26 protein-coding genes and 1 tRNA gene are annotated in these 24,355 nt (G+C 65.5%); 17 read left to right on the forward strand and 10 right to left on the reverse strand.

Annotation, left to right across the window (positions count from 1 at the left end):
• Positions 1-58: 58 nt before the first annotated feature.
• The 6 genes from ACN6PJ_RS24170 to hisD all read right to left on the reverse strand — a co-directional run bounded on the left by ACN6PJ_RS24170 (position 59) and on the right by hisD (position 4,351).
• On the reverse strand, positions 59-289 hold the full coding sequence (locus ACN6PJ_RS24170; protein WP_427998331.1) for a hypothetical protein: 231 nt from the start codon (positions 287-289) through the stop codon (positions 59-61).
• A 55-nt stretch (positions 290-344) separates the two neighbouring features.
• A complete protein-coding gene (locus ACN6PJ_RS24175) occupies positions 345-647 on the reverse strand; it encodes a hypothetical protein (protein WP_427998332.1) in 303 nt (100 codons plus the stop codon).
• A gap of 196 nt (positions 648-843) precedes the next feature.
• On the reverse strand, positions 844-1,077 hold the full coding sequence (locus ACN6PJ_RS24180; protein ID WP_427998333.1) for a hypothetical protein: 234 nt from the start codon (positions 1,075-1,077) through the stop codon (positions 844-846).
• A gap of 177 nt (positions 1,078-1,254) precedes the next feature.
• Positions 1,255-2,271 carry a LacI family DNA-binding transcriptional regulator gene (locus tag ACN6PJ_RS24185; RefSeq protein ID WP_427998334.1) on the reverse strand — a complete coding sequence of 339 codons (1,017 nt, stop codon included), beginning with the start codon at positions 2,269-2,271 and terminating at the stop codon, positions 1,255-1,257.
• Positions 2,268-3,035, reverse strand: a complete 768-nt coding sequence (locus ACN6PJ_RS24190; protein WP_427998335.1) for an SDR family NAD(P)-dependent oxidoreductase — start codon at positions 3,033-3,035, stop codon at positions 2,268-2,270. The genes ACN6PJ_RS24185 and ACN6PJ_RS24190 overlap by 4 nt, the downstream gene beginning before the upstream one ends.
• On the reverse strand, positions 3,032-4,351 hold the full coding sequence (hisD, locus tag ACN6PJ_RS24195; protein ID WP_427998336.1) for a histidinol dehydrogenase: 1,320 nt from the start codon (positions 4,349-4,351) through the stop codon (positions 3,032-3,034). Before hisD ends, ACN6PJ_RS24190 begins: the two co-directional genes overlap by 4 nt.
• A 331-nt stretch (positions 4,352-4,682) precedes the next feature.
• On the opposite strand from hisD, the gene ACN6PJ_RS24200 reads away from it, so the two are divergent.
• From ACN6PJ_RS24200 to ACN6PJ_RS24265, 14 genes are all read left to right on the forward strand, one after another.
• Entirely contained in the window at positions 4,683-5,981 is a 1,299-nt protein-coding gene (locus ACN6PJ_RS24200; protein WP_427998337.1) for an aspartate aminotransferase family protein, read from the forward strand.
• Positions 5,982-6,105: 124 nt separating this feature from the next.
• The gene (locus ACN6PJ_RS24205; RefSeq protein WP_427998338.1) at positions 6,106-7,326 is read left to right on the forward strand and encodes an ABC transporter substrate-binding protein; all 1,221 of its coding nucleotides are present in this window, start codon (positions 6,106-6,108) and stop codon (positions 7,324-7,326) included.
• Between the two features lie 61 nt (positions 7,327-7,387).
• Positions 7,388-8,248 (forward strand): branched-chain amino acid ABC transporter permease, encoded by an 861-nt coding sequence (locus tag ACN6PJ_RS24210; RefSeq protein WP_427998339.1) that lies wholly within the window; start codon positions 7,388-7,390, stop codon positions 8,246-8,248.
• Positions 8,248-9,219 (forward strand): branched-chain amino acid ABC transporter permease, encoded by a 972-nt coding sequence (locus tag ACN6PJ_RS24215; protein WP_427998340.1) that lies wholly within the window; start codon positions 8,248-8,250, stop codon positions 9,217-9,219. The genes ACN6PJ_RS24210 and ACN6PJ_RS24215 overlap by 1 nt, the downstream gene beginning before the upstream one ends.
• Entirely contained in the window at positions 9,216-9,980 is a 765-nt protein-coding gene (locus ACN6PJ_RS24220) for an ABC transporter ATP-binding protein (protein ID WP_427998341.1), read from the forward strand. Before ACN6PJ_RS24215 ends, ACN6PJ_RS24220 begins: the two co-directional genes overlap by 4 nt.
• Positions 9,981-9,982: 2 nt before the next feature.
• Positions 9,983-10,678, forward strand: coding sequence for an ABC transporter ATP-binding protein (locus ACN6PJ_RS24225; RefSeq protein ID WP_427998342.1), 696 nt, complete (start codon positions 9,983-9,985; stop codon positions 10,676-10,678).
• A 50-nt stretch (positions 10,679-10,728) separates the two neighbouring features.
• Entirely contained in the window at positions 10,729-12,954 is a 2,226-nt protein-coding gene (locus ACN6PJ_RS24230) for a N,N-dimethylformamidase beta subunit family domain-containing protein (protein ID WP_427998343.1), read from the forward strand.
• Positions 12,955-12,971: 17 nt separating this feature from the next.
• The gene (locus tag ACN6PJ_RS24235) at positions 12,972-13,967 is read left to right on the forward strand and encodes a LacI family DNA-binding transcriptional regulator (RefSeq protein WP_427998344.1); all 996 of its coding nucleotides are present in this window, start codon (positions 12,972-12,974) and stop codon (positions 13,965-13,967) included.
• A 44-nt stretch (positions 13,968-14,011) separates the two neighbouring features.
• The gene (locus tag ACN6PJ_RS24240; RefSeq protein ID WP_427998345.1) at positions 14,012-15,295 is read left to right on the forward strand and encodes a hydantoinase/carbamoylase family amidase; all 1,284 of its coding nucleotides are present in this window, start codon (positions 14,012-14,014) and stop codon (positions 15,293-15,295) included.
• A gap of 3 nt (positions 15,296-15,298) precedes the next feature.
• Positions 15,299-16,162, forward strand: a complete 864-nt coding sequence (gene serB / locus ACN6PJ_RS24245; protein ID WP_427998346.1) for a phosphoserine phosphatase SerB — start codon at positions 15,299-15,301, stop codon at positions 16,160-16,162.
• A 43-nt stretch (positions 16,163-16,205) separates the two neighbouring features.
• The gene (locus ACN6PJ_RS24250) at positions 16,206-16,892 is read left to right on the forward strand and encodes a metallophosphoesterase (protein WP_427998347.1); all 687 of its coding nucleotides are present in this window, start codon (positions 16,206-16,208) and stop codon (positions 16,890-16,892) included.
• Positions 16,893-16,984: 92 nt separating this feature from the next.
• Positions 16,985-17,953: a chromate resistance protein ChrB domain-containing protein gene (locus ACN6PJ_RS24255; protein ID WP_427998348.1), complete on the forward strand. Its 969-nt coding sequence runs from the start codon at positions 16,985-16,987 to the stop codon at positions 17,951-17,953.
• 23 nt (positions 17,954-17,976) lie between these two features.
• On the forward strand, positions 17,977-19,176 hold the full coding sequence (locus tag ACN6PJ_RS24260) for a chromate transporter (RefSeq protein ID WP_427998349.1): 1,200 nt from the start codon (positions 17,977-17,979) through the stop codon (positions 19,174-19,176).
• 21 nt (positions 19,177-19,197) lie between these two features.
• Positions 19,198-19,662 (forward strand): chromate resistance protein ChrB domain-containing protein, encoded by a 465-nt coding sequence (locus tag ACN6PJ_RS24265; protein ID WP_427998350.1) that lies wholly within the window; start codon positions 19,198-19,200, stop codon positions 19,660-19,662.
• Between the two features lie 99 nt (positions 19,663-19,761).
• On the opposite strand, the gene ACN6PJ_RS24270 is transcribed toward ACN6PJ_RS24265, so the two are convergent.
• Positions 19,762-19,837, reverse strand: a tRNA-Ala gene (locus tag ACN6PJ_RS24270).
• A 56-nt stretch (positions 19,838-19,893) separates the two neighbouring features.
• Positions 19,894-20,676, reverse strand: coding sequence for an exodeoxyribonuclease III (gene xth, locus ACN6PJ_RS24275; RefSeq protein ID WP_427998351.1), 783 nt, complete (start codon positions 20,674-20,676; stop codon positions 19,894-19,896).
• A gap of 304 nt (positions 20,677-20,980) precedes the next feature.
• Between xth and ACN6PJ_RS24280 the strand changes: the two genes are divergently transcribed.
• Together ACN6PJ_RS24280 and ACN6PJ_RS24285 are read left to right on the forward strand one after the other, a co-directional pair.
• A complete protein-coding gene (locus tag ACN6PJ_RS24280) occupies positions 20,981-21,208 on the forward strand; it encodes a hypothetical protein (protein WP_427998352.1) in 228 nt (75 codons plus the stop codon).
• A gap of 17 nt (positions 21,209-21,225) precedes the next feature.
• Positions 21,226-21,444, forward strand: a complete 219-nt coding sequence (locus tag ACN6PJ_RS24285; protein WP_427998353.1) for a hypothetical protein — start codon at positions 21,226-21,228, stop codon at positions 21,442-21,444.
• 28 nt (positions 21,445-21,472) lie between these two features.
• Here the strand turns inward: ACN6PJ_RS24285 and ACN6PJ_RS24290 are convergent, their stop codons facing one another.
• Together ACN6PJ_RS24290 and ACN6PJ_RS24295 are read right to left on the reverse strand one after the other, a co-directional pair.
• On the reverse strand, positions 21,473-22,255 hold the full coding sequence (locus ACN6PJ_RS24290; RefSeq protein ID WP_427998354.1) for a 3-oxoacyl-ACP reductase: 783 nt from the start codon (positions 22,253-22,255) through the stop codon (positions 21,473-21,475).
• A gap of 18 nt (positions 22,256-22,273) precedes the next feature.
• Positions 22,274-23,077, reverse strand: a complete 804-nt coding sequence (locus tag ACN6PJ_RS24295; protein ID WP_427998358.1) for a FadR/GntR family transcriptional regulator — start codon at positions 23,075-23,077, stop codon at positions 22,274-22,276.
• 241 nt (positions 23,078-23,318) lie between these two features.
• Between ACN6PJ_RS24295 and ACN6PJ_RS24300 the strand changes: the two genes are divergently transcribed.
• The coding region (locus ACN6PJ_RS24300) for an aldehyde dehydrogenase family protein (RefSeq protein WP_427998355.1) at positions 23,319-24,355 on the forward strand (1,037 nt) is incomplete at its 3' end.

The following is a 24,355-nucleotide window of genomic DNA, read 5'->3' on the forward strand; positions in this document are numbered from 1 at the left end:
ATCCTGCATGGTCAACGCGAGCCGTCCACAGGCCATGCGCCGCGTGTGATGCCGTTAGTCAGTCCGGCGCTTTCACCACTTCCGCGTAGGGCGGCAGTCCCGTCGATTGCTCCAACGCCAGTTCATACTCGGCTTTCAAGTCCTCGGCCGCCAGATCGTAGGCGACGAGGAGTTGCTCGATTTCCGCCGCGTTCCCGGGATCTCCGCCGTTCAGATGCTCGGCGAGCTGCCGGGTCCGGGCCGCAATGCACTGGATGGACACCATCAGTGTCTGGGGTTTGAGGCTCATTGCGCGTATCCGGGTTCCAGGTGGGCAGGGACGGCGATTGCCGCTGTTATTCGTGTCAGGCGATGCAATGCCAGACGACTCCGTCGGCAGTCCAGCATTGGTGCTTGCGCCCCGTCGACAGCAGGACGCCATCCGCCGAATGCAGCTGGCCGAAGGTCATGCGCCTTCCAAGATTCATTTCCACGGGCTGCGGCGTCCCGCGGGCATCCAGCCGGTAGAGGCATTCGCTGGTGGCCAGATAGGTTGCGCCGTTGAAGTGATGGACATCCCATATCGGGCCGCTCAATCCCGTATCGAGGACTTCCCAGCCTTCCGCCGAGCCCCTCATCAGGAAGCCGTTCTTGCCCGGACGCGACATCCGACTTGATCAGGCTGGCATTGGGCGTGCCCCGCTCGGACAACTCGTCGATCTGCGCGACGCCGCGAAACATGTTGCGGTTCTGCACCAGCCCGTATGAATAGCTGAAATGGGCTTGCTCAACGGTTGGCATTTCATCTCCCTGACGTTGCGCGGGCGGGCCGGCGGGCAGCAGCATACAGGCTCGACCGCCGCGCTATGGCCTGGGCCATCCGCGTTCATATTCTTCACGGCTGATCTCATGCCCGAAGCGCAAGGCGTCGTTGAACAGCCGGTTGTCGTGCGGCACCGGCTCCGGCGATTCGGCTTTGCCATCGAAGCGGACGTGGATTTCCGCTTTCCGATGATCCCACCGGTACGAGACATCCTCGAAGTCGTAGCGCACGTAGATGTCGCGCCGGGAGAACTCGTGGCCCTTGTTGATTCCCATGATTTGCTTCCTGGTCCGGGCCCGGAATGAGAGGGGGCGGGCCCGGGTGCTGCCTCGCACGCGCGATGAAGGGCGGCCGGGCGGCCAAGAGTAGCACGGCGAAACACCCCCCGGGGAGGACGGGGCCGCGCCCCGCGAACGGCATGGGCACGACGCGGCGGTCCGGCCCGGAGGGCGCTAAGGAGTCGGCCTGACCGTCTTGCGCTCGACCAGCACGCACGGCACCACGATGTCGCGCGCCGGGGCCTGGCCATGCATGCGTTCGCGCAGCAGCGTCACCGCGGCGTCCACCATGGGCTCCACGTGCTGGCGGATGGTGGTCAGCTGGTAGGCTCCCCAGGCCGCCTGCGGCACGTCGTCGAAGCCGATCACGCCCACATCCTCGGGGATGCGCAAGCCCAGTTCCAGGCGCAGCACGTCCATCGCGGCAATCGCCATGTGGTCGTTGGCCACGAAGACGGCATCCGGCGGGTCGGCGCGGTTGAACAGGCGCCGCACGGCGTCCTGCGCGCCCGCGAAACTGTAGTTGCCCGTGTCGCGGCAGGCCACCCGCGCGCCCAGCCCGGCCAGCGCCTGGTTGAAACCCCGTTCGCGCTCCATGCTGGTGGAGGAGTCTTCCAGCCCGGCCAGGAACGCGATGCGCCGGTAGCCGCGCGCCACCAGCAACTCGGCCGCCAGCCGGCCGCCGGCCGCATTGTCGGAGGTGACCGAACCGGTGGCGTAGCGCGCCAGGCCGGCCAGGTCCGATATGCGGTTGAACTGCACGACCGGCACGCCCACGTCCAGGCAGCTTTTCGCCAGGGTGGGCGACAGCATGGCCGAAGCCAGGACAATCCCGTCAACCTGGTATTGCAGGATGTCGGCCAGCACGCCGTCGGCGCCTTCGTCGATGTTCGCAATGAACATCAACACGTGGTAGCCCTGTTTCTGCAGCTTCTGCGACAGTTTTTCGATCACCAGCGGATAGAACTGGTTTTCCAGGTAGCTCATGACCAGCGCGACGATACGGCTCTGGCGCGTGATCAGGCTGCGCGCCAGCGCGTTGGGCCGGTAGCCCAGGCGCTGGGCGGCCGCCAGCACCTTGCGCCGCATTTCCTCGGATACGCTGGCGCCTGGCGTGAAGGTGCGGCTGACGGCCGACTGGGAAACCTGTGCCAGGTCGGCCACATCCTGTGCGCGGGGGGCGGTCTTCATGCTGCGGTCCAGCCTCCGTCGAGCATCAGGGCGCTGCCGGTCATCAGGCTGGACGCGCCGCTGGCCAGGAACACGGCGGCTCCCATGATTTCATCGAGCCGGCCCACGCGGCCCAGCGCGATCCGGTCGCACACCCATTGCCTGAATCCAGGCGCTTCGAACATGGCCGACGTCATGGGGGTTTCGATAAAGGTCGGGCAGATGGAGTTCACCCGTATGCCCTGGGCGCCCAGCTCCCAGGCCAGGGCCTTGGTCATGCCTTCCACGGCATGCTTGCTGGCGCAATACAGCACGCGGCGCGGGCTGCCCACGCAGCCCATCTGCGACGAGATATTGATGATGGAGCCCGGCCGCCGCGCCGCCAGCAGCCGGCGGGCCACCGCACGGCTGACGTAAAGCGCGGCCTTGACGTTCAGGTCGAATATCGCCTCGATGTCCTCGTCCGTCTGCTCGACCAGCGGCGCGGGCCGGTTCATGCCCGCGTTGTTGACCAGGATGTCGTACGGCGCGGCGCGCGCGATGGCGGCGTCCACGTCGGCTGACCGGGTCACGTCCAGCACGACGAAATCGCAGGACACCCCTTCCGCGCGGAGGGCCGCGCATACGTCCCGCAACTCGGCCTGACGGCGCGCGGCCACCGTGACGTGGGCGCCGGCGCGGCCCAGCGCGGCGGCGATGGCCAGCCCGATGCCGCCGCTGCCGCCCGTCACGAGCGCGCGTTGGCCGTCCAGCCGGAAACTGGGGCCAGCAGGCAGTTCGATCATGCCTGTTCCTTTACCGGTTCGTACCAGGGCAGGTCGGGGCGGCCGCCGTAGCGGCGCACGCGGATATTGGCCTGTTCGCCGTGCCCCGCGAAATTCTCCATGTGGCACAGGCGCGAGCAGTACTCGCCGATGGCCGCGCTGGCTTCGTCGGTCAGCACGCGCTGATAGGTGCAGGTCTTCAGGAACTTGCCCACCCACAGGCCGCCGGTATAGCGGGCGTTGCGGTTGGTGGGCAGCGTGTGATTGGTGCCGATGACCTTGTCGCCGAAACTGACGTTGGTGCGCGGCCCAAGGAACAGCGCGCCGTAGTTGGTCATGTTGTTCAGGAAATAATCCGGTTCGCGCGTCATGACCTGCACGTGTTCGAACGCGAGTTCGTCGGCCACCCGCAGCATTTCTTCCAGGGTGTCGCAAACGATGACTTCGCCGCAGTCCGCCCAGCTTTGCCTGGCGATGGCCGCCGTGGGCAATACCGCCAGTTGGCGTTCGACTTCGGCCAGCGTGTCCTTGGCCAGCTTTTCGCTGTTGGTCAGCAATACGGCAGGCGAGGTCGGGCCATGCTCCGCCTGGCCCAGCAGGTCCACGGCGCACAATTCCCCGTCGACGCTGTCGTCGGCGATGACCAGCGTTTCGGTGGGTCCCGCGAACAGATCGATCCCCACTCGGCCGTACAGCTGGCGCTTGGCCTCGGCCACGAACATATTGCCCGGCCCCACCAGCATGTCGACCGGCGCGACGCTGGGGGTGCCGACCGCCATGGCCACCACCGCCTGCACGCCGCCCAGCACCAGGATTTCATCGGCGCCCGCCATGTCCATGGCGGTGACGATGGCCGGATGCGGCTTGCCCTGATACGGGGGGGCCGTGGACACGACGCGCTTTACGCCGGCGACCTTTGCAGTGAGCACGCTCATGTGAGCCGAGGCCAGCAGGGGATATTTGCCGCCCGGGATATAGCAGCCTACCGCATTCACCGGGATGTGCTTGTGGCCCAGCACCACGCCGGGATAGGTCTCGACTTCCACGTCCCGCATTGAATCGCGCTGGATCTGCGCGAAATTGCGGACCTGTTTTTGCGCGAAGGCGATGTCTTCGATTTCCCGGTCGGATAGCTGCTTGCGCGCCGCCGCGATCTCATCGCGCGACAAACGGAAATCGCTGGGATCCCAGTTATCGAATTTGCGGCTGTATTCGCGAACGGCGTCGTCTCCGCCTGCCTCGATGTGGCGGATGATGCCTTCGACCGTGGCGCGCACCTTGGCGTCGTCGTCGGTCTTGACCTCGGCCGTGCGGCCGCGTTTCAGGTATCTGATCATGATGATGTGGCCCTGCTCAGGCAATGAATGATGGATCGGGGGCTACACATTCAAAGCTTTGCATGCGTATGCAAATAAGGGAAAACCCCGGGGATTTCGCCAGGCAATGAAGCTCGCGCGATCAGCGGGAAAACCCCGATAGAACGGCATGTCGACTTCGATAGAATTCGTATTCACTTTCCAAAAATCATCGCTGTACATCGCAAACTCCCATTAATCACCATTTTCTCGCCTAGGCTTTTTGTTTTCAGTGTGGCGAGAGCAAAAAAATATGCCCACAACTGAATACGTATTCAATCCATCTGAAATAGATGTGCTGTTGAAACAGCCTTTGGGTGCGAAGCTTCCGGTGGTCGACCGGGCCGCGGGTGTCTACATCTATGACGCCGACGGCCGCGATTATCTGGACGGCTCCGGCGGCGCCATGACCGTATCGATTGGCCACGGCGTGCGGCCGGTGCTGGATGCGATGCGCGCGCAGGCCGAACGCGTGTGTTTCACCTATCGCTCGCATTTCACCAGCGAGGCGGCGGAATCCCTGGCGGCCGCGTTGACGGGCCTGGCGCCGCCCGGCGTCACTCACGCGTTTTTCGTCAACAGCGGATCCGAGGCCACCGAATTGGCGCTGCGCACCGCCCAGCAATACTGGCGTGACCGCGGCCAGCCCGGCAAAACCCACGTGCTGGGCCGGGCCATCAGCTATCACGGCATGACGATGGGCGCGCTCTCCATGTCCGGCCATAACGCCCGCCGGGCAGATTATGGCAACCTGCTGCACACGTTTGCCGTGGCCCCGCCGCCGTATCCCTATCGCTTTCCGCTATCGGGCGCCGATGCCGACGGCCACGGCGCGATGGTGTGGGACCGCATCATCCGCGAATACGGCGCGGACAAGGTCGCCGCCATCATCGTCGAACCGGTGGTGGGCGCGGCCGGCGGCGCGCTGACGCCGCCCATCGGATACCTGCGCGCCTTGCGCGATATCTGCGACCGCCACGACATACTGCTGATCGCCGATGAGGTGATTACGGGCATGGGCCGCACCGGAAAATGGTTTGCCTGCGAGCACGACGGCGTTTCGCCGGACATGATCGCTACCGGCAAGGGCATGACGTCGGGTTATAGCCCCATGGGCGCGGTGCTGTTCCATGAACGCATCATTGGCGCATTCGCCGCCACCGGAAAAACCGTGCCGTTCGGCCACACCTTCAGCGCAAACCCGCTCAGCGCCGCAACCTGCCTGGCGGTGGTGAACTACATGCGCGACCAGAACGTGCTGGAAAACGTCGCCGCCCGCGGCAAGCAGCTCGAAGCCGGCCTGCGCCGCCTGGCGCAGCGCTATCCGTGGATGGCGGACATCCGCGGCCGCGGCCTGCTATGGGGCTTCGAGTTCGTGGCCGATCCGCAATCCCGCACCCCGCCGGACGCGGCCCTGAATGCCAATGCATTGTTCACCGCGCATTGCTTCCGGGCCGGCCTGATCGTCTACACCGCCGGCATCGCGCCGTTGAACAACGCCACCTTGCTGGCGCCGCCCTTGGTGATCACCGAAGCGGAAATGGACGACCTGCTTACCCGCCTGGAAGCAGGAATGATCAGTTTCGCCTCTGAAATGGGTTTCACCGCATGACCGCCGCCCGCGAGGCGCGCAGCAACCCTCGCGGGCGGATCCGCAACTGAAGCAGCAATACCCACCATCCTGGCCAAGCACATTGCACGCCGGGCGGATCGCCCGGCATTTCAAGGGGAACATAATGATTTCAGGCAAAGGTATCGATCGCCGCACCGTACTGAAAGCGGGCGTCGCCGCATTGGGGTCGTCGCTGTCGGGGATTTCCTGGGCCCAGGGCACGGGCGACACATTGACGATGGGGATCATTTCGCAGCAGACCGGTACGTTCGCGTATGCGGGCGACCTGGTGCTGAAGGGCGCGCGGCTTGCCGTCGAAGAGCGCGGCGGGAGCATTCTCGGCAATAAGATCAACCTGGTGGTGCGCGATGACGAGGGCAAGCCCGCCGTGGGCGTGCGCCGCCTGACGGAAGCGATCGCGTCGGACAAGCTGCGCTACTTCGCGGGCAACTTTTCGAGCGCGGTCGGATTGGCCGAGCTGGAAGTCGCGCGCCAGGAAAAGGTGCTGCAGTATGCCGCCGGCGGAACCGAAGACATCACGGGGTCGCGATGCAGCCCGTATACCTTCCAATGGTCGGCCAACGCGTACACGGCGTTGCGGGCAACGCTGGACTACGTCAGCAAGACCATGCCGGACAAGAAGAAGATCTACACCATCACGGCGGACTACGCGTTCGGCCAATCGCTGCTGCGCTATGCGCAGGTGGCCGCCAAGGAACTGGGCCTCGAGCTGGTCGGCAACGACAACCATCCCTCGGGCGAACGCCAGTTCACGCAGTACTTCACCAAGGCCCTGTCCACCCGCCCGGACCTGATCTGCCTGCTGACGGCCGGCGCGGACGCCGTATCGGCGGTCCGCCAGTTCCACAGCTTCGGCGTGAAGACCGTGCAGCTCGTGGGGCCGTGGACCCTCGAAATCGAGCAGATGCAGGAACTGTCGCCCGCCATGCTCAACGGCATGATCCTGGGCTTGAACTATTACCAGGACATCGATACGCCGGTGAACAAATCGTTCGTCGAGCGCTACCTGAAGGCATACAAGACGGTGCCTTCCTACGCCGCGGCGTATGGCTACGATTCGATGCGCACGCTCTTCATGGCCATGGAGAAGGCGAACAGCATCGAGGTGGAGACGGTGATCAAGACGCTGGAAGGCATGCAGTACGACAGCATCTTCGGCCCCACGCATATCGACGTCCGCACGCACCAGACCGTGCGGCCGTACTACGTCGTGAAATGCAAGGCGCCCGAGGCCATGAAGAACAAATTCGATATGGCCGCCATCGTGTCGCAAGGGGAAAGCCCGCAGCCGCCCGAACTGAACCAGTGCAAGCGCACGGTGTGAGTTCGATTGTGTACGACACCAGGCGCGCGGCGCCTGGGCTAAATCCACAACAAGGCCAACCATGATTTCTTTGTTAGCCGCGCAACTCCTGAACGGGTTGGCGATAGGAATGGTCTACGCGTTGACCGCGTTCGGGCTATCCATCATCAAAGGGCTGCTCAACGTGCCCAACTTCGCGCATGGCGCGTTCTATGCCCTGGGCGCCTATGTCTGCTTTGCCGCCATGCAGGTCGGCATGCCTTTCGGAGTGGCGCTGCTGATCGCGTTCGTGGCGCCCGCGGTGGTGGGCATCGTCGTCGAAAAGCTGGGCGTGGCCCGCCTGATGAGCGGTCCGTATCTGTACCAGCTGCTGTTCCTGTTCGGCACGGCCCTCGTCCTGGAACAGCTGATCATCATCATTTGGGGCACGGTGGGGCTGAGCGCCCCGCCGCCGGAATTCCTGCAAGGCGCTTTCGACCTGGGGTTCACCTGGCTACCCAAGTACCTGGTGTTCAACGGCGCCATGGCCGCGCTGACCATCGCGATAGTCTGGCTGCTGATCGAGCGCACCCGCCTGGGGTCGCAGATACGGGCCGGGATCGACAAGCGCGAAATGGCGCAGTGCCTGGGCATAGACGTGTCCAGGCTGGTTACCGCCGGGTTCGCCCTGGGCTCGGGTCTGGCCGGCCTGTCGGGCGGGCTGGTGTTGCCGCTGCTGGGGGCCAACGCGACCATGGGGGCCGACATGCTGTCGATCGCTTTCGTGGTGCTGGTGATCGGCGGCCTGGGGTCTTTGTACGGCGCGCTGGCGGCCGGAATTCTGGTTGGCGTCATCCAGAGCGTGTCGTCCGTCTTCGTGCCGTCGGCCAGCACGGTGCTGATCTACGTGGCCATGGTGGCCACCTTGATGATTCGTCCCCAGGGACTGTTCGGGGAACGCTGATGCAACGCAAACCTTCCACCTATCTGATGTCGGCCATCGCCGTGGCCGTCGCCATCGCGGCGCCGCTGTGCATGCCCATCAATATCGCCACCGAGATCATGATCTTCGGCGTCTTCGCCCTGGCGACCTATCTGCTGATCAGCGTGGCCGGCCTCTATTCGTTCGGCCAGGCCGCGTTCTTCGGCGTGGGCGGCTATGTAGCGGGGTACGTGTACATCAACACGGAACTTCCCCTGATAGCGGGCCTGGTGCTGGCGGCGCTCGGCAGCGGGCTGGTCGCGCTGGCGGTCGGGATGATGAGCACCAAGCGGACAGGCATCTATTTCATGATGCTGACCTTCGCCTTCAACCAGATGATCTATTACCTGGCATACAGCTGGCACAGCGTGACGGGCGGCGAAGACGGCCTGGGGGGCATACGCAGGCCGGACATCTCGATTCCGGGCCTCGGCACGATCGACATTTCCAACCACGTGAATTTCTACGTCCTGGCGGCGGTGGTGTTCGTCGCCGCATTCGCGGGCCTGTATCAGCTGATACACAGCCCGCTCGGGCTGGTGCTGAACGCCGCCAGGCAGAATGCCCGACGCACCGCATCGCTGGGCTTTTCCGTCTACCGCGCCCAGTTGCTGGCTTTTGTGATCGCGGGGGCGATATCGGGGGTGGCCGGCGCACTGTTTGCGATGCTGTACCGGATCATGCCTATCGACGCGATCGCCTGGACCAACTCCGGCACGGCGGTATTCATGGTGATCATCGGCGGCATGTCGTCGATATTCGGACCGGTCATCGGCGCGGCGATTTTCATCTGGCTGCAGGGATTCTTCAGCGTCATATGGGCGCGCTGGCCGCTGCTGTTCGGCGTCTTCATCATCCTGGTGGTGCTGTTCCTGAAGGGAGGCGCCATTGAACTGTTCGACCGCGTGCGCCGCCTGTTCGGCCCCCGCGCGCGGGAAAGGAGCGTGTCATGAGCGCAGCGATCAGCGCGCCGGCCTATGCCTTCGAGGCTCGCCGCGTCACCAAGAAGTTTGGCGCCAACGTGGTCATCGAAGACCTGTCCATCGGTTTCGAACCCGGCATGCTGCACAGCATTCTGGGCCCCAACGGCGCCGGCAAGACCACCTTGTTCAATCTGCTGACCCGCGACCTGCCGGTCACCAGCGGGGAGATCCTGCTCAAGGGCTCGTCCGTCACCAATCTGAAACCCCACCAGATCGCGCGGCGCGGGGTAGGGCGTTCGTACCAGATATCCAGCGTCTACCTGGACCTGACCTTCCTGGAAAACGTATGGCTGGCCGCCTATCGCGCCGCCCATGGCGGGCGCACCGGCTGGTGGCGCAATGTGCGCAGCTACGACAGCCTGCGCGTCCAGGCCAGCGAATTGCTGCAAACGCTGGGGCTGGGGCAATACGAAAACACGCTGGCGAAGTCGGTGTCCTACGGCGATCAGCGCCTGCTTGAAATCGCCGTGACGCTGGCGACCCGGCCCCAGATTCTGCTGCTGGACGAACCGACCGCGGGCCTGTCGCAGCGCGAAACCGAACGGGTGAAGGCGTTCATCGCATCGATCAAGCCCGACTACACGATTGTGATGATCGAACACAAGATGAACGTCGTGATGGAAATTTCCGACCGCATTCACGTCATGAGCCGGGGCGCGCTGATCGCCGCCGGCACGGCGGAAGAAATTTCCAAGAACCAGGCCGTGCACGCCGCCTACTTCGGACTCTGAAAATGCTGCTAAAGATCGACTCGATCAATACGTTCTACGGCCCCAGCCAGGCCATACACGGCGTGTCCTTCGACATCGGCAACCGCGAGGTGGTGGCCTTGCTGGGCCGCAACGGCGCGGGCAAGTCCACGACGCTGCGGTCCATCATGGGCCTGAACCCGGTCGCCAGCGGCACGATCGCCTTCGACGGCCAGGATATTTCGCGCCTGTCGCCGCAGGCCATATCCAGGATGGGCATCACCCTGGTTCCGGAAACCCGGGATCCCTTCGTCCTGCTGACGGTAAAAGAGAACATCATGCTGGGGTATCGGCCGGGATCTCCCTACACGCTGGACCGGCTGATGGACCTGTTTCCGCTGCTGGCGGAGCTGCTCAAGAAGAAGGGCGGCGAGCTGTCCGGCGGGCAGCAGCAGATGATGGTCATGGCGCGCGGCCTGGCCATGGGGCCGCGGGTGCTGTTGCTGGACGAGCCCTCGCAGGGCCTGGCGCCCATCATGGTCAAAGCCGTGGCCAGCGTGCTGAAGCAACTGAAGGGCGAAGACCTGACGCTGTTGCTGGTCGAGCAGAACCTGAGCATGGCGCTCGAGATCGCGGACCGCGTGGTCGTGCTGGAAAACGGCAGCGTGGCCGACACCTTTACCAGCGAGGAGGGCCGGTCGAACCCGGCGCGCCTCGAACAATATCTCGCCGTGCACTGAGCGCCGCGCGCGGCCCCCTTACTTACATCGAACCGATGAGCGCACCTACCATGCATCCTCCCATCCTGGGCTACGTCACGCCGCTTGGCGCCCGACCCGGCCAGACCTTGTCGTTTCGCATCAGCTCGGCGGGCGACCAGCCGTTCACCGCGCGCGTCCTGCGCATCCATTGCGCAGACCCCAACCCCGAGGGGCCGGGAATGCAGCTCGAACCGGTAGACTTTGCGCTGCAAGCCAGTTATGCGGGACGCGAACTGCCGGTGTACCCGGGGGCCTGCGCGCTGGCCGCGCTCGACCCCGCCGCCCAGGGCGATGCGAAGCACATCGCGCTGCGCGTGCTGGCCAAGCCAACGCTGGTTCAAGGCGGACAGCAGGTGCTGGCCAGCCTGCAGGATGCCTCGGCGGCGCACGGGGTGGCGTTGGCCGTGGATGAGGGCGAATGGGTCGTCCTGGCCCTTCAGGGGCATGGGGCGGCGCCTGTCGCGCTGCGCACCGGCCTGCGCGCCGCGCAGGATCGCTGGCAATCGGTGTCCTTGATCCTCGCGCCGGCCGAGCGGCGCCTGGCCGTGCGCGTGGGCCCCGTGCCCGTGGGCACGCCGGGCGCGGGGCCGGCATTGCCGGAGCAGGAGGCGCAGCTGGATACGGGTGCCGTCCGCGTCGATTGGCGGCCATTTACGCATCTTTGCCTGGGCGCATTGTGGGCCGGCCACCCCAGCCAGGCATACAACGGCTTGATCGAAGCCCCCGCGCTGTATGCCGGCGGGCAGGCGTCGTCCCTGCAACGGCTGGCCCAATGGAACCTGGCCGATGCGATGCAGGAATCGTCCGTGCCAGGCGTGGAGCCTGGCATGCCGGCGCTGACGCTGGTCAACACGCCGGTGCGGGCCGTCCGGTCGTCGCGCTGGTCTGGCTTGAACCTGAACTGGAAGGAAGCGCCGGACGAGTATGCGGCCATGTACTTTCACGCCGACGCCTTGACCGATTGCGGCTGGCCGGAAAGCGTCAGCCTGCGCATTCCCCCGGGCGCGAAGTCCGGCGTGTACGGATTGGAGGTCGCGCACCCCGACGGCAGCGATACGATTCCGTTCTACGTGACGCCCGACCCCGATGGGCCGCGCGCGCGCGTGCTGTTCCTGGCGCCGACCCTGACCTACCAGGCCTATGCGAATCACGCTCGCGGCAACCATGCGGGCGCGCTGGCCGAGCGCATCGAGCAATGGGGCGCCTATCCGCACAACCCGGACGTGGTGACGCAGTTCGGCGCGTCTACCTATAACCGCCACAAAGACATGGCCGGCATCAGCCTGTCGTCGCGTTTGCGCCCGATACTGACGATGCGTCCCGGCTATCTGACGTTTCCGGATCCCAGGGGCTCGGGCCTGAGGCACTTCCCGGCGGACTCGCACCTGACGCACTGGCTGCGCGAAAAAGGGTTCGACTACGACGTGATCACCGACGAGGACCTGGACGACAAGGGCCTCGATGCCCTGCGCCCCTACGACGTGGTGCTGACCGGATCGCACCCCGAATACCATACGCGCCGCATGATCGAAGCCCTGGTGGCCTACCGCGAGGGCGGCGGATACCTGATGTACCTGGGCGCCAACGGTTTCTATTGGAAGATCGCCCGCCCCGCGGCGGCGCCCCATTTGCTGGAGATCCGCCGCGCCGAAGGCGGTATCCGCGCTTGGGCCAGCGAGCCGGGCGAGTACTACCACCAGTTGGACGGCGGCTACGGCGGTATGTGGCGCCGCAACGGGATTGCTCCGCAGTGCACGGGCGGGGTGGGGTTTGCCGTGCAGGGCGGGTTCGAAGGCGTGGGCTACCGGCGTACCCCGGAGTCCTACGATCCAGACGTTGCGTGGCTGTTCCAGGGCGTGGAGGGCGAGACCTACGGCGATTTCGGCCTGTCCGGCGGCGGCGCGGCCGGGTTCGAACTGGACCAGGTCGTGCCGGAGCTGGGCTCGCCCCCGTACCTGAAGATCGTGGGCATTTCGGACGGCCATGGGCCTAGCTTTAGAATAGCGCCCGAAGAAATCCTGACGTGGACCATCGCCGCGTCGATTCCTCGTAAGTACGAAGGCGTGCGCGCCCATATGGCAGTCGGTGTGGCCGAGCAGGGCGGCGGACTGTTCGCGGCGGGCTCGATCACCTTCCTGGGAAGCTTGTTGCACAACGGTTGCAACAACAATGTCTCGCGCATCGTCGAAAACTGCTTGCGTCATTTCCTGTCGATCTCGTTGGCGAAGCGCGGCGCCGACGGTGTGCCCCTTTGATTGGAAAACCAGAACGCGTGAAAAAGAAAGCTCCAACACAGAAGGACGTGGCCAGGTTCGCGGGCGTGTCCCAGGCCGCCGTGTCCCGGTTCATCTCGGGCAAGGGCGCCATTTCGCAGGAGGTCCGCGAGAAGATCCTGAAGGTCGTCGACCTGGTCGACTACCAGCCCAATCCGCTGGCGCGCGGCTTGAGCAGCGGCAAGTTCAACATCATCGCCATCGTGATGGCCAACATTACCAATCCCTGGTATCCCGTCGTGTTGGAGCTGATCACGCGGGAACTGCACCGGCGGGGATTGCAGACGCTGCTGTTCAACGCCACGCCTCCGCAAACGGTCGACGACCTGATGCCTTTGGTGCTGCAGTACCGTGTGCGCGGCGTCATCATCACCACCGCGTCGTTGACGACCCTGGGCGCCGATCTATGCGTCAAGCAAGGCGTGCCCGTGGTCATGTTCAACCGGTATGCGCAGACGGGCAACGGGCATTCCGTGTCCACCGACAACATCGGCGGCGGCCGGCTGGCCGCCGACGTGCTGCTGGAATCGGGCAGCAAGGTGCTGGGATACCTGGGCGGCATGCCGTCGGTATCCACCAACCGGGACCGGCGCACCGGATTCCTGGAGCGCCTGGCCGAACTGGGCATGACTTCGGTGCCCGTGCTGGAAAAGGAATTCACCTATGCCTGGGGCTACGAGGCCACGCAGATGCTGCTGGCGCGCCACCCCGACATCGATGCGCTGTTCTGCGCCGACGATGAAATCGCCTCGGGCGCCATCGATGCGCTGCGCTTCGCCCTGGGCAAGCGCGTTCCGGAAGACGTGCGGGTATTCGGCTTTGACGATCATCCCGTCGCCTCGAACGCCGCCTACCAGATGACCACGATACGCCAGCCCGTCGAAGACATGATCACCGCGGCCATAGAGCTGTTGCTGCAGGATAGCGGCAAGAACGAGCGCCGCCTGCTGCCGGGGCAACTGATCTATCGGAATTCCACGCCGGAAAAACGCTGATCCGTGGCGTTTGCCCCCTTTCTTGTGACTACCAGGAGGAATCCATGGCTATCGCAGTTCCCCGCATCGATGTGGCACGTGAGTTTCTGGATGAATTGCTGCGCGTAAGCGCGAGCGGCGACGGCGGCGTCATCCGCATCGCCTACGGGCAGGGCGAGCAGGAAGCCCACGACGCCCTCCGGGCCATCGGCGGCAAGCATGGGTTTCCGGTGGAGCAGGATTTTGCCGGCAATACCTATGTCCGCCTGAAAGGCCGCGACAGCGCGGCAAAGTGCGTCGTCATCGGGTCGCACCTGGATTCCGTGCCGCATGGCGGCAACTACGACGGGGCGCTGGGCGTCGCCATCGGGCTGGCCGCTATCGCCGGCATTGCGGCCAGCGGCCGCCCCCTGGACCGCGACGTGCTCGTCATGGGCGTGCGGGCCGAGGAAAGCTGCTATTTTCCCGCGCCGTACATCGGCAGCCGCATGGCGCTGGGCGACTTGCCGGCCCACACATTCAACAGCCTCAGGCGCAGCGATACGGGGCGCAGCCTGGCCGACCACATGCAGGAGCTGGGTTTCGATCCCGCAGCCGTCCTGCGGGGCGAGCTGTATCTTTCGGCCGATACGGTCGCCTGTTATCTCGAGGCGCACATCGAACAGGGGCCCGTCCTGGAAAACGAAGGAATTCCCCTGGGGATCGTCCAGGCGATCGCCGGCGGGCCGCGTTGGCGCGAAGGGCGCATCTACGGCACCTACGCCCACGCCGGTGGCGCCCCGAAAGGATATCGGCAGGATGCCGTCGCCGCGCTGGGCGAATTCATCCACGAGGTGAATCGGTTGTGGGACCGCTTTCACGAGCAGGGCATCTATACCTTGTTCACGTTCGGCATCATCGGCACCGATCCCGACATGCACACCTACAGCCGCGTGCCTGGAGAGGCGCGGTTCTGCCTCGATACCCGCTGTATCGATACGGACGTTCGTGTCCGGATCGGCCAGGAAATCGACAAGATCGCCCAAGCTATTTCCGCGCGTCATGGGGTTACCTTCGAATGGGGGCCCGATTCGGGACCCAATATCTCGCCCATGGACCCGGGCATGCAGGCCGGGCTGCAGGCCGCGGCGGAACGTCTAGGCGTGCCCTGCAAGGCAATGGCCAGCGGCGCGGGCCATGACGCATCCGCCTTCGCGGACCTGGGCATCCCGTCGGCCATGCTGTTCATCAGAAACCAGCACGGCAGCCACAACAAGGACGAAACCGTGCAGATGGAAGACGTGCAGCTTGGCGCCTCGGTGCTTGCCGAGTTCCTGTGCGCGACGTTCGGCCAAGATGCGCGCGGTTGAAATATGCACTTGATTGTCCAGCGGGACACGCCGTTATCCGACGGCGAGGCCGCGCGCATCGGGGCGCTGTTCCAGGCCGAGGAGGGCCGCCGTATCCATGGCGGCGGCCTGCGCTACACCCTGGCTGCTACCGCGGCCAGCCGGGCGGCCATTCATGAACTGGGGCGCGAGCACGGGTTGGATACCGCGGTGATCGGGTCTTTCCGGCGTCTGTCGGATTTCAAGTTGCTGGTGTTCGATATGGATTCGACCTTGATCGATATCGAATGCATCGATGAACTGGCGGACCTGGTCGGCAAGAAGGGCGAAGTCGCCCGCTTGACCGAGCAGGCCATGCAATCCGGCGCCGTTGACTATGACACCAGCCTGCGCCTGCGCACGCGATTGCTGGCCGGTTTGCCGGTAGACACGTTCGAAACCCTGTATGCCGAGCGGGTGCGCATCACCCCCGGCGCGAGCGCCCTGATCGCCGCCGCCAGGCAGGCCGGCCTGAGGACCGCCATCGTCTCCGGCGGCTTCGACTATTTCACCGGACGGGTGCGCGCGGAATTGGGCCTGGACGTCGACCTGTCGAACCATCTGGAAGTGGCGCAAGGGCGGCTGACGGGGGAGTTGCTGGGCACGCTGATCAATGCAGACGTCAAGGCCAGGCATGTCGCGCAACTGTGCCGCGAGCTCGGCGTGCCCACGTCGGACGCCATCGTGGTGGGCGACGGCGCCAATGACCTGAAGATGATGGCGCTGGCCGGCCTGTCGGTCGGCTATCGCCCCAAGCCGGTCGTACGCGCAACGGTGGATGCGGTCATCGACCGCCTCGGGCTGGACTCGTTGCTCAACGTGCTGGGCGCTTGCCGCCCGGTATCATGAGGGGCACGCAGGACGAGCCGCCAGAAAAGAACATGAGCCCGACATGACGCCCGCCAATTCCCGCGTCCAACGCTTCCCTTCGAACGCCCGGGGCCGCGATTTTGCCGTGGGCGACATCCACGGCCATTTCAGCCGGCTCGATGCGGCGCTGGCTGCCGTCGGGTTCGCGCCCGGCCGCGACAGATTGTTTTCCGTCGGGGACCTGGTCGATCGCGGGCCGGAATCTCGCGATGTCCTGGCCTGGCTGGACCGCCCCTGGTTTCATGCCATCTGCGGCAATCACGATCTGATGACGCTGCGTCGCGCGATGAACGACCCGCTTCCGGACGTCGATCATCGGGTTCATGGGGGCGCATGGCTGGATGCCTGCGATCGCGACACCCAGGCGCGCATCGCGGCCCGCCTGAGCGCCTTGCCGCTGGCGATCGAGGTGGAAACGCCCCAGGGCGTGGTCGGCCTCGTGCATGCCGACTTCCCCTATGACGATTGGCAGGCCATCCACGACGCTGGCTTCAGCCCGGAGGACGAGGATGCCTGCCTGTGGTCCATCGACCGCTATCGGATGCAATACGCCCAGCCGGTGCGCAACGTGCGCGCCGTGGTCCATGGGCACATGACGCTGCGCAAGCCGGCGCAGCTTGGCAACGTCTACTACATCGATACCGGGGGATGGCAGGACGGCGGAAGGTTCACCTTGCTGGACCTGCACACGCTCAAGCCCGGGCGGTGATTGCAGGGCCGGGGCGGGGGGGGCGGGCGGGTTCGCATGTAGAGATCTCTACAATATTGCAGAGATGGAACCGCGTGTCTATTCTGCCATCCATGGACCCCTCGCCCACTTCCTCCTGGCTCCTGCTCATCGTCAGCCTGCCGACGGGTGGCGCCACGGCGCGCATGCGCATCTGGCGCGCGCTCAAGGCGCTCGGCTGCATTGCTTTGCGTGATGGCGCATACCTGCTGCCGGCGCATGCTGAACAAGCTGAACAACTGGCCGAGCTTGCCACTGAGACCAGCGAGGAAGGGGGGCAGTCCTGGCTGTTGCGCGTCCAGCCCCGAAACGCAGACGAGTCCGCCGCGCTCCAGGCCCTGTTCGACCGAACGGCCGACTATGACGACTGGCTGGCCGAACTGTCCGAGGCGCGCCAGACCCTGGCGACCCTGAGCCTGGCCGAGCTGAACCGGCTGCTGCGCCGGCATGAGCGCAGTTTTCACGCGCTGCGCCGGATCGACTTCTTTCCTGGCGACACCGCGCTGCGCGCGCAGGCGCAGTGGCGCGATTTCTCCAACGCCATCGAGGCGATGCTCTCGCCGGGCGAGCCGCATATGGCCGAAGGCGGCATTGCGCGCCGCGATCCCGTTCACTACCAAGGCCGCCGCTGGGCGACGCGGCGCCGTCTTTGGGTCGATCGCGTCGCCTGCGCCTGGCTGATTCAGCGCTTCATCGACCCCGCCGCGCAATTCCTATGGCTGGAAAGTCCGGCGGACTGCCCGCCCGATGCCCTGGGCTTTGATTTCGACGGCGCCACGTTCACGCACGTGGGCGATCGGGTGTCGTTCGAGGTCCTGCTAGCCAGTTTTGGGCTCGATGAGAATCGCGGCCTTGCACAGTTGGGGACCTTGGTGCATGCGCTCGACGTGGGCGGCCCCGCGGCGCCGGAAGCCGCCGGCTTTGAGGCCATGCTGGCCGGCGCCCGCAAACGCCTGCCCGGCGATGATGCCTTGCTGGCCGAAGTCGGCGCAGTGCTGGATTCCCTGTATGCCCACTTTTCCGGCGGCCGCGGCAAAACCTGAGTCCTCCTGTCCAAGGACGCATCGTGAATCCCTCCCAAGAATCCGCCCGCGGCGGCGCAACGCCGCGAGTCTCGCCGCCAGCCTATACGCTCTGGCAACTCGTCCGGTATTTCATCCGGCTGGGAACGCTGGGCTTTGGCGGCCCGGTCGCCTTGGCGGGCTATATGCGCCGGGACCTGGTGGAAGGGCGGGGCTGGATCACCGACGGCGACTACAAGGAGGGGCTGGCGCTGGCCCAGCTTGCGCCGGGTCCGCTGGCCGCGCAGCTCGCCATCTATCTCGGTTACGTGCATTACCGCATCCTCGGCGCCACGCTGGCGGGCATCGCCTTCGTGCTGCCGTCCTTCTTCATGGTCGTGGCTCTGGGCTGGGCCTATGTGCATTTTGGCGGCCTGGCCTGGATGCAAGCCGTGTTCTACGGGGTGAGCGCGGCCGTGATCGGCATCATTGCCATCAGCGGCTACAGGCTCACCGCCAAGAGCGTGGGCGAGGACAAGCTGTTGTGGGCCATCTATCTGGCGCTGGCGGCCGTCACCGTCATTACCGAATCCGAGAGTGCCTGGCTGTTTCTCGCCGCCGGCCTGCTGGTCTGGTTTCGTCGCGCGCCGCCCAAATGGCTGAAGTCCGCCCATTTGCCGGCCGCTGCGGCGGTATCCCTGCCGGCGGGAGCGACGCTGAGCACGCTGGACTGGCCGCTGCTCGCGCAGATCGGCTTGTTCTTCGCCCAGGCCGGGGCCTTCGTTTTCGGCTCGGGGCTGGCGATCGTGCCGTTTCTCTATGGTGGCGTCGTGACCGACTTCCACTGGCTCAACGATAAGCAGTTCGTCGATGCCGTGGCGGTGGCGATGATCACGCCAGGGCCGGTAGTCATCACGGTCGGCTTCATCGGCTACCTGGTCGCCGGCCTGCCAGGCGCCTGCGCGGCGGCCCTGGCTACCTTCCTGCCGTGCTATCTGTTCACCATCATTCCGGCGCCGTACTTCAAGAAGTACGGCAAGCTGCCCGCGATTCTTGCTTTCGTTGATGGCGTGACCGCCGCCGCGATCGGCGCGATCGCGGGCGCGGTCGTCGTCATCGCCCGGCGCACGATCGTCGATGTGCCGACATTGCTATTGGCGGTGGCCGCAGTGCTGTTGCTGCTGCGCTTCAAGAAGCTGTCCGAACCGATGATTGTTGCGGGCGCGGCGCTGATCGGCCTGGCCGTCTATCCCCTGGTGCACTAAGTCCTTTTCAAGGAGCCCATCATGCGATGGATCACTCGTGAACGCCCCAAGATCGACCGCATCGCCTGCCCATGGCTGATCGCCCGCTTCATCGACAACGCGCCGGAGTTTCTCTACGTGCCGGCGGGCGATGTTCTGCGGATTGCCAAGGAAACCGACGCGATCCCCTACGACATCCCCGGTGTGGAACTGTCGCACGTTGGAGAACTGTGCAGTTTTGACGCCTTTCTCGATAAGTACAAGCTGGCGGGCAGCCCGGCGCTGCAGCGCTTGGCGGGGATCGTGCGCGGCGCCGACACGTCGCGCCTGGATCTGACTCCGCAGTCGGGCGGGCTATATGCCCTGTCGTTAGGCCTGTCCCACCTGTTTGCCGACGACCATGCCATGCTCGCCCAAGGCATGGTCATGTACGACGCGCTGTATGCCTGGTGCCAGTATGGCCAGAGCGAAACCCATCGATGGCCGCCCGCCATGCCGGCGGCATGAGGCCGGGTGCCGCTGCCATCCGCCGTGACCGCGCTGGCGGGCAGGAAACAAAAAAGCCTTGGAGCACTTTCGTGGTCCAAGGCTTTTCCGTCTGGAATTTGGTGGAGCGGAGGAGGATCGAACTCCCGACCTTCGCATTGCGAACGCGACGCTCTCCCAGCTGAGCTACCGCCCCAAAAGCAAGACCGCAACTATACATAAAGCCGCGGCCGGACGCAAGCGATGTTGGCGTCAGACGAATTCCAGGGTGGCTACCACCGGCGCGTGGTCCGACGGCTGTTCGTTGCGGCGGGGTTCCTTGTCGATCGAGCACGCGACGCAGCGCTTGACCAGGGGGGCCGACAGCAGCACGTGGTCGATGCGCAGGCCGGCGTTGCGGCGGAATGCGAACTGGCGGTAATCCCACCAGCTGAAGGATTTCTCGGGCTGCTCGAACAGGCGGAACGAATCGGTCAGGCCCAGGTCGAGCAGGGCGTTGAAGGCGGCGCGCTCGGGTTCGGATACGAGGACCTGGCCTTCCCATTTTTCCGGATTGTGCACGTCTTCGTCCGCGGGGGCGACGTTGTAGTCGCCCAGCACCGCCAGGCGCGGGTATTGCTTGATTTCTTCCACCAGCCAATTGCGCATGGCCTCGAACCATTCCAGTTTGTACGCGTACTTGTCCGAGCCGACCGATTGGCCATTGGGGCAATAGGCGCAAACCACCCGCACATCGCCTTCCGGGCCGGGAAACGTCAGGGCCAGCACGCGCTGCTGCGGATCTTCGTAGCCGGGAATATTGCGTTCCATGGCGGTGCCGGGGATCCGCGAAACGATCGCGACGCCGTTGTACGTCTTCTGGCCGGCCCAGACGGCGTGGTAGCCGGCCTCGGTGAAGGCGGTTTCGGGGAACTTGTCGTCCGTGAGCTTGAGTTCCTGGATGCACAGCACGTCGACGGGATTGGCGGCAAGCCAGTCCAGCACTTGCGGCAGGCGCACGTTCAGGGAGTTCACGTTCCAGGTGGCTAATTTCATGTTTCGCGTAGACGGTTCATGGATGCGGCTTTTCGGGCGGCAGCCGGGCAGAGGGACAGATGATACCGCGCCCATGCCGCGCGCCGTTTTCCAGGGGCCGTTCAAGGGTGTCCGGGCGCCGGGTTCAAGGGCGCTGGGTGCCCGGTCCTTGATATGTGAGCAGGTATGTCGCCGTGTTCACCCGCTTCCATTCGCAGGTGAATTTGTGATCAATATACAAAATGTTCGATTTTCTGTGCATTCCTAATACTTAAAGGTTCAATGAATGGATACGCTCCTAACGGTTCCCTGAACGGAGAGCGGCATGAAAGGCCTTGATTTGGAAACGGTTCCTCCCGGTGTCCCGATAGTCGGCTGGCTGCTGGACGGGCCGCAGCCCGAGTTCACCGATGTGGTCAGTGTCGCCCGCCGCTGGATGGCGGACGGCCAGCGCGTCACGGAAGTGATACGCGCGGAGGACTACCGGGCTATGCCGATGGCAGGCCCCGAAAGGACCGTAATGCGTGCCTGCGGCCGCGCAGGCCGGGGTTGACGCGCAGGGAGTCGAGCATGAGAACAGGAGTGATCAGGCTGAACGGATATCGGCTCGAATACGAGCTGCGGCCGCTCGCGGCCCACAGGGGTTATGAAGCCTGGGTGCGGACGGCGCCCCACCATGAATGGACCCGCATCGGCGTGGGCGACTCGGCGTTCATCAGCGAAGACGCCGCCCTCAAGGGCATCCGGTACGCCGCCGGCGAGATCAGCGCCCGCCGGCTGCAGGCCTAGCGGCGGCGCCCTAGCCGGGGGCGGGGGCTCAGCCCTTTACCAGGCCGCCGTCGACAATCAGGTTCTGGCCCGTTACGGCGCGCGACCAGGGGCTGGCGAAGAACAGCACGGCATCGGCGAACTGCGCGGGCGTGGTGACTTCGCGCAGCGGGGTGCCCGCGGCGATCAGGTCGAACACCGCCTCCGGGGTGGCGGCCGAGGCGTCCGTGGTGCGCAGCAGGCCGCCCGACACCATATTGACCGTGATGCCGTCCGCGCCCAGCTCCTGCGACAGGGTGCGGGTGAAGGCCAGCAACGCCGCCTTCGCGGCGGTGTAGTCGTGGTAAGGCACGACGGGATTCTGGACCAGGTTGGTGCCCACGTTGACGATGCGTCCGCCGCCGGCGGCGCGCATGCCGGGCAGCACGGCCTGGGTCGTGTTCAGCGCGGCGCGCACGCTGCCTTCGAGTTGCGCATTCATCCGGGCCCAGTCCAGCGTGTCGGCATGCGGCCGCGCGTCGCCGTCGAACTGGAAAGCGGGCAGGGCGTTGTTGACCACGGTGCCGACGGGCTGGCCGAAGTGTTCGCTGGCCTGGGCGACCATGGCGGCGACGGCCGCCGGGTCGCGCACGTCGGCGCGTAGCGCCAGGGCGCGGCCCGGCGCCGTGGCGGCCAGGTCCTGCGCGCGTTCGGCGCTGTTCAGGTAGTTGATGACGACCTTGGCGCCTTCGCGCAGGAAGGCCTGCGCGATGGCGGCGCCCAGGCCGCGGCTGGCGCCGGTGACGATGACGAGTTGCTGGTCCAGGTTCGGTGACGGGCGTTGCGATGACATGGGTAAAAGGCTTCCTGCTCAGTGTTCCGGGCCGCTGTTCAACATGCGGCTGCGGGCTTTTTCAATATGGGCGCGCATGACGTTGCGAGCGCCTTCGGCGTCCTGTTCCTGGATCAGCCGGTAGATATGGCGGTGTTCGTCGATGGCGGCGCGGGTGCGTTTCCAGGGCTCGCTGTGGACCAGGTGGCGCATGACGTTCACGGCGTGGCTGACGTCGTACTCCAGCGATTTCAGCACCTGCACGAAGCGCTGGTTGCCGGTGGCCGCCGCGACGGCGCGATGGAAGCCGTAATCGTGGTGGTGGGCGATGGCGCCGGATGCGTCGGCCTCTTCGTAGCCCGTCAGCATGCGGTCCATCTCGCGCAGGTCATCGTCGGTGCGGCGCAGGGCGGCCAGGTAGGCGCACTCGGGCTCGATCACCATGCGCAGCTCCAGGCCTTCCAGGATGTGGCCGACCCGGCGCGCCGGATCCACCGCGGGCATGCCGCCCATCAAATCGGGCTTGGCGCGCACATAGGTGCCCGAGCCGCGGATGGAGTCGACGAGCTGGTCCTCGCGCAGCCGGTCCAGCGCCTGCCGCACCACCGGCCGCGACACCTCGAACAGCGCCGCCAGCTCCAGTTCGGTGGGCAGCTTGCTGCCCGGCGCGATCTTGCCGGTGGCGATGGCGTAGAACAGGCTTTCGTACACGCGCTCGGCGAAGCGTTCGGCACGCACGTAGCCGAGCCCGGACGCCACTTCCGCCAGCACGTCCAGTTCGGGGCGGGGGCGGCTGGCGGCTTCCAGCAGCGAGGCCAGCTGCGGATCGCGCACATTGCTCATCGACGGTCCTGAATCGGTAAGGCGGGGTTTGTCAGTCGGCATGACAAGTCCGGGGTGGCGTTAAATCGCTGAATTATTAGGGATAACCCGAGATGTCAGGAAAATATCCTGACTCTTGGGACAAAAGCTGTCAATTCAATTGACAAGTTGTCGGCGGCTCCCGTAACTTGGTCCGATCGCGCAACGCGTCTTACCTCATTCCCGCAACCGGCCGTCCGGCCGCTACTTTACTCCGCACATCGTGACTCAGAAGAACTTTATCGCCAATCAATGGGTGGCCGCGGCCACCGGTGAAACCATTCCCGTCCTGAACCCGTCCGATGGCAAGCCTTTCGAGGCGATCGCGCGCTCGGGCCAGGCCGACATCGACCGTGCCGTGACGGTGGCCCGCGAGGCGTACGAAGGCGAGTGGGGCCAGATGGCGCCCGCCGCGCGCAGCCGCCTGCTCATGAGGATCGCCTTCGCGCTGCTGGACCGCCAGGAAGAGCTGGCGCAACTGGAGTCGGCCGACACCGGCAAGCCGATCAAGCAGGCGCGCGCCGACGCCGCGGCCGTGGCGCGTTATTTCGAGTTCTACGCCGGCGCGGTCGACAAGCTGCACGGCGAGACCATTCCCTACAACCCGGGCTTCACGGTGCTGACCGTGCGCGAGCCGCACGGCGTCACGGGCCATATCGTGCCCTGGAACTACCCCTTGCAGATCTTCGGCCGCAGCGTGGGCGCGGCGCTGGCCGCCGGCAATGCCTGCGTGGTCAAGCCGGCCGAAGACGCCTGCCTGTCGCTCCTGAAGCTGGCGGAGATCGCCGCCGAAGCGGGCCTGCCGGCCGGCGCCCTGAACATCTGCACCGGCTACGGCCACGAAGCCGGCGCGGCGCTGTCCGCGCACCCGGGCATCGACCACATTTCCTTCACGGGCTCGCCGCAGACCGGCAAGATGGTGGCGCACGCCGCCGCCGAGAACCACGTGCCGGTCACCCTGGAACTGGGCGGCAAATCGCCCCAGATCGTGTTCGACGACGCCGACCTGGACGCCGCCCTGCCGGTGCTGCTGGGCGCCATCATCCAGAACGCGGGCCAGACCTGCTCCGCGGGCAGCCGCGTGCTGATCCAGCGCGGTGTGTATGAAACCGTGCTCAAGCGCCTGTCGGACGCATTCTCCGCCACGGTCACCGGCCCGGCCGCGGCGGACCTGGACGTGGGCCCGCTGATCAATGCCCGCCAGCAGGACCGCGTGCGCGGCTTCCTGGCCGAAGCGGAAGGCGCCGGCATGAAGGTCGC

Origin of the sequence: Achromobacter sp. (assembly GCF_050285585.1) — a bacterium.
Taxonomy (GTDB): domain Bacteria; phylum Pseudomonadota; class Gammaproteobacteria; order Burkholderiales; family Burkholderiaceae_B; genus Achromobacter.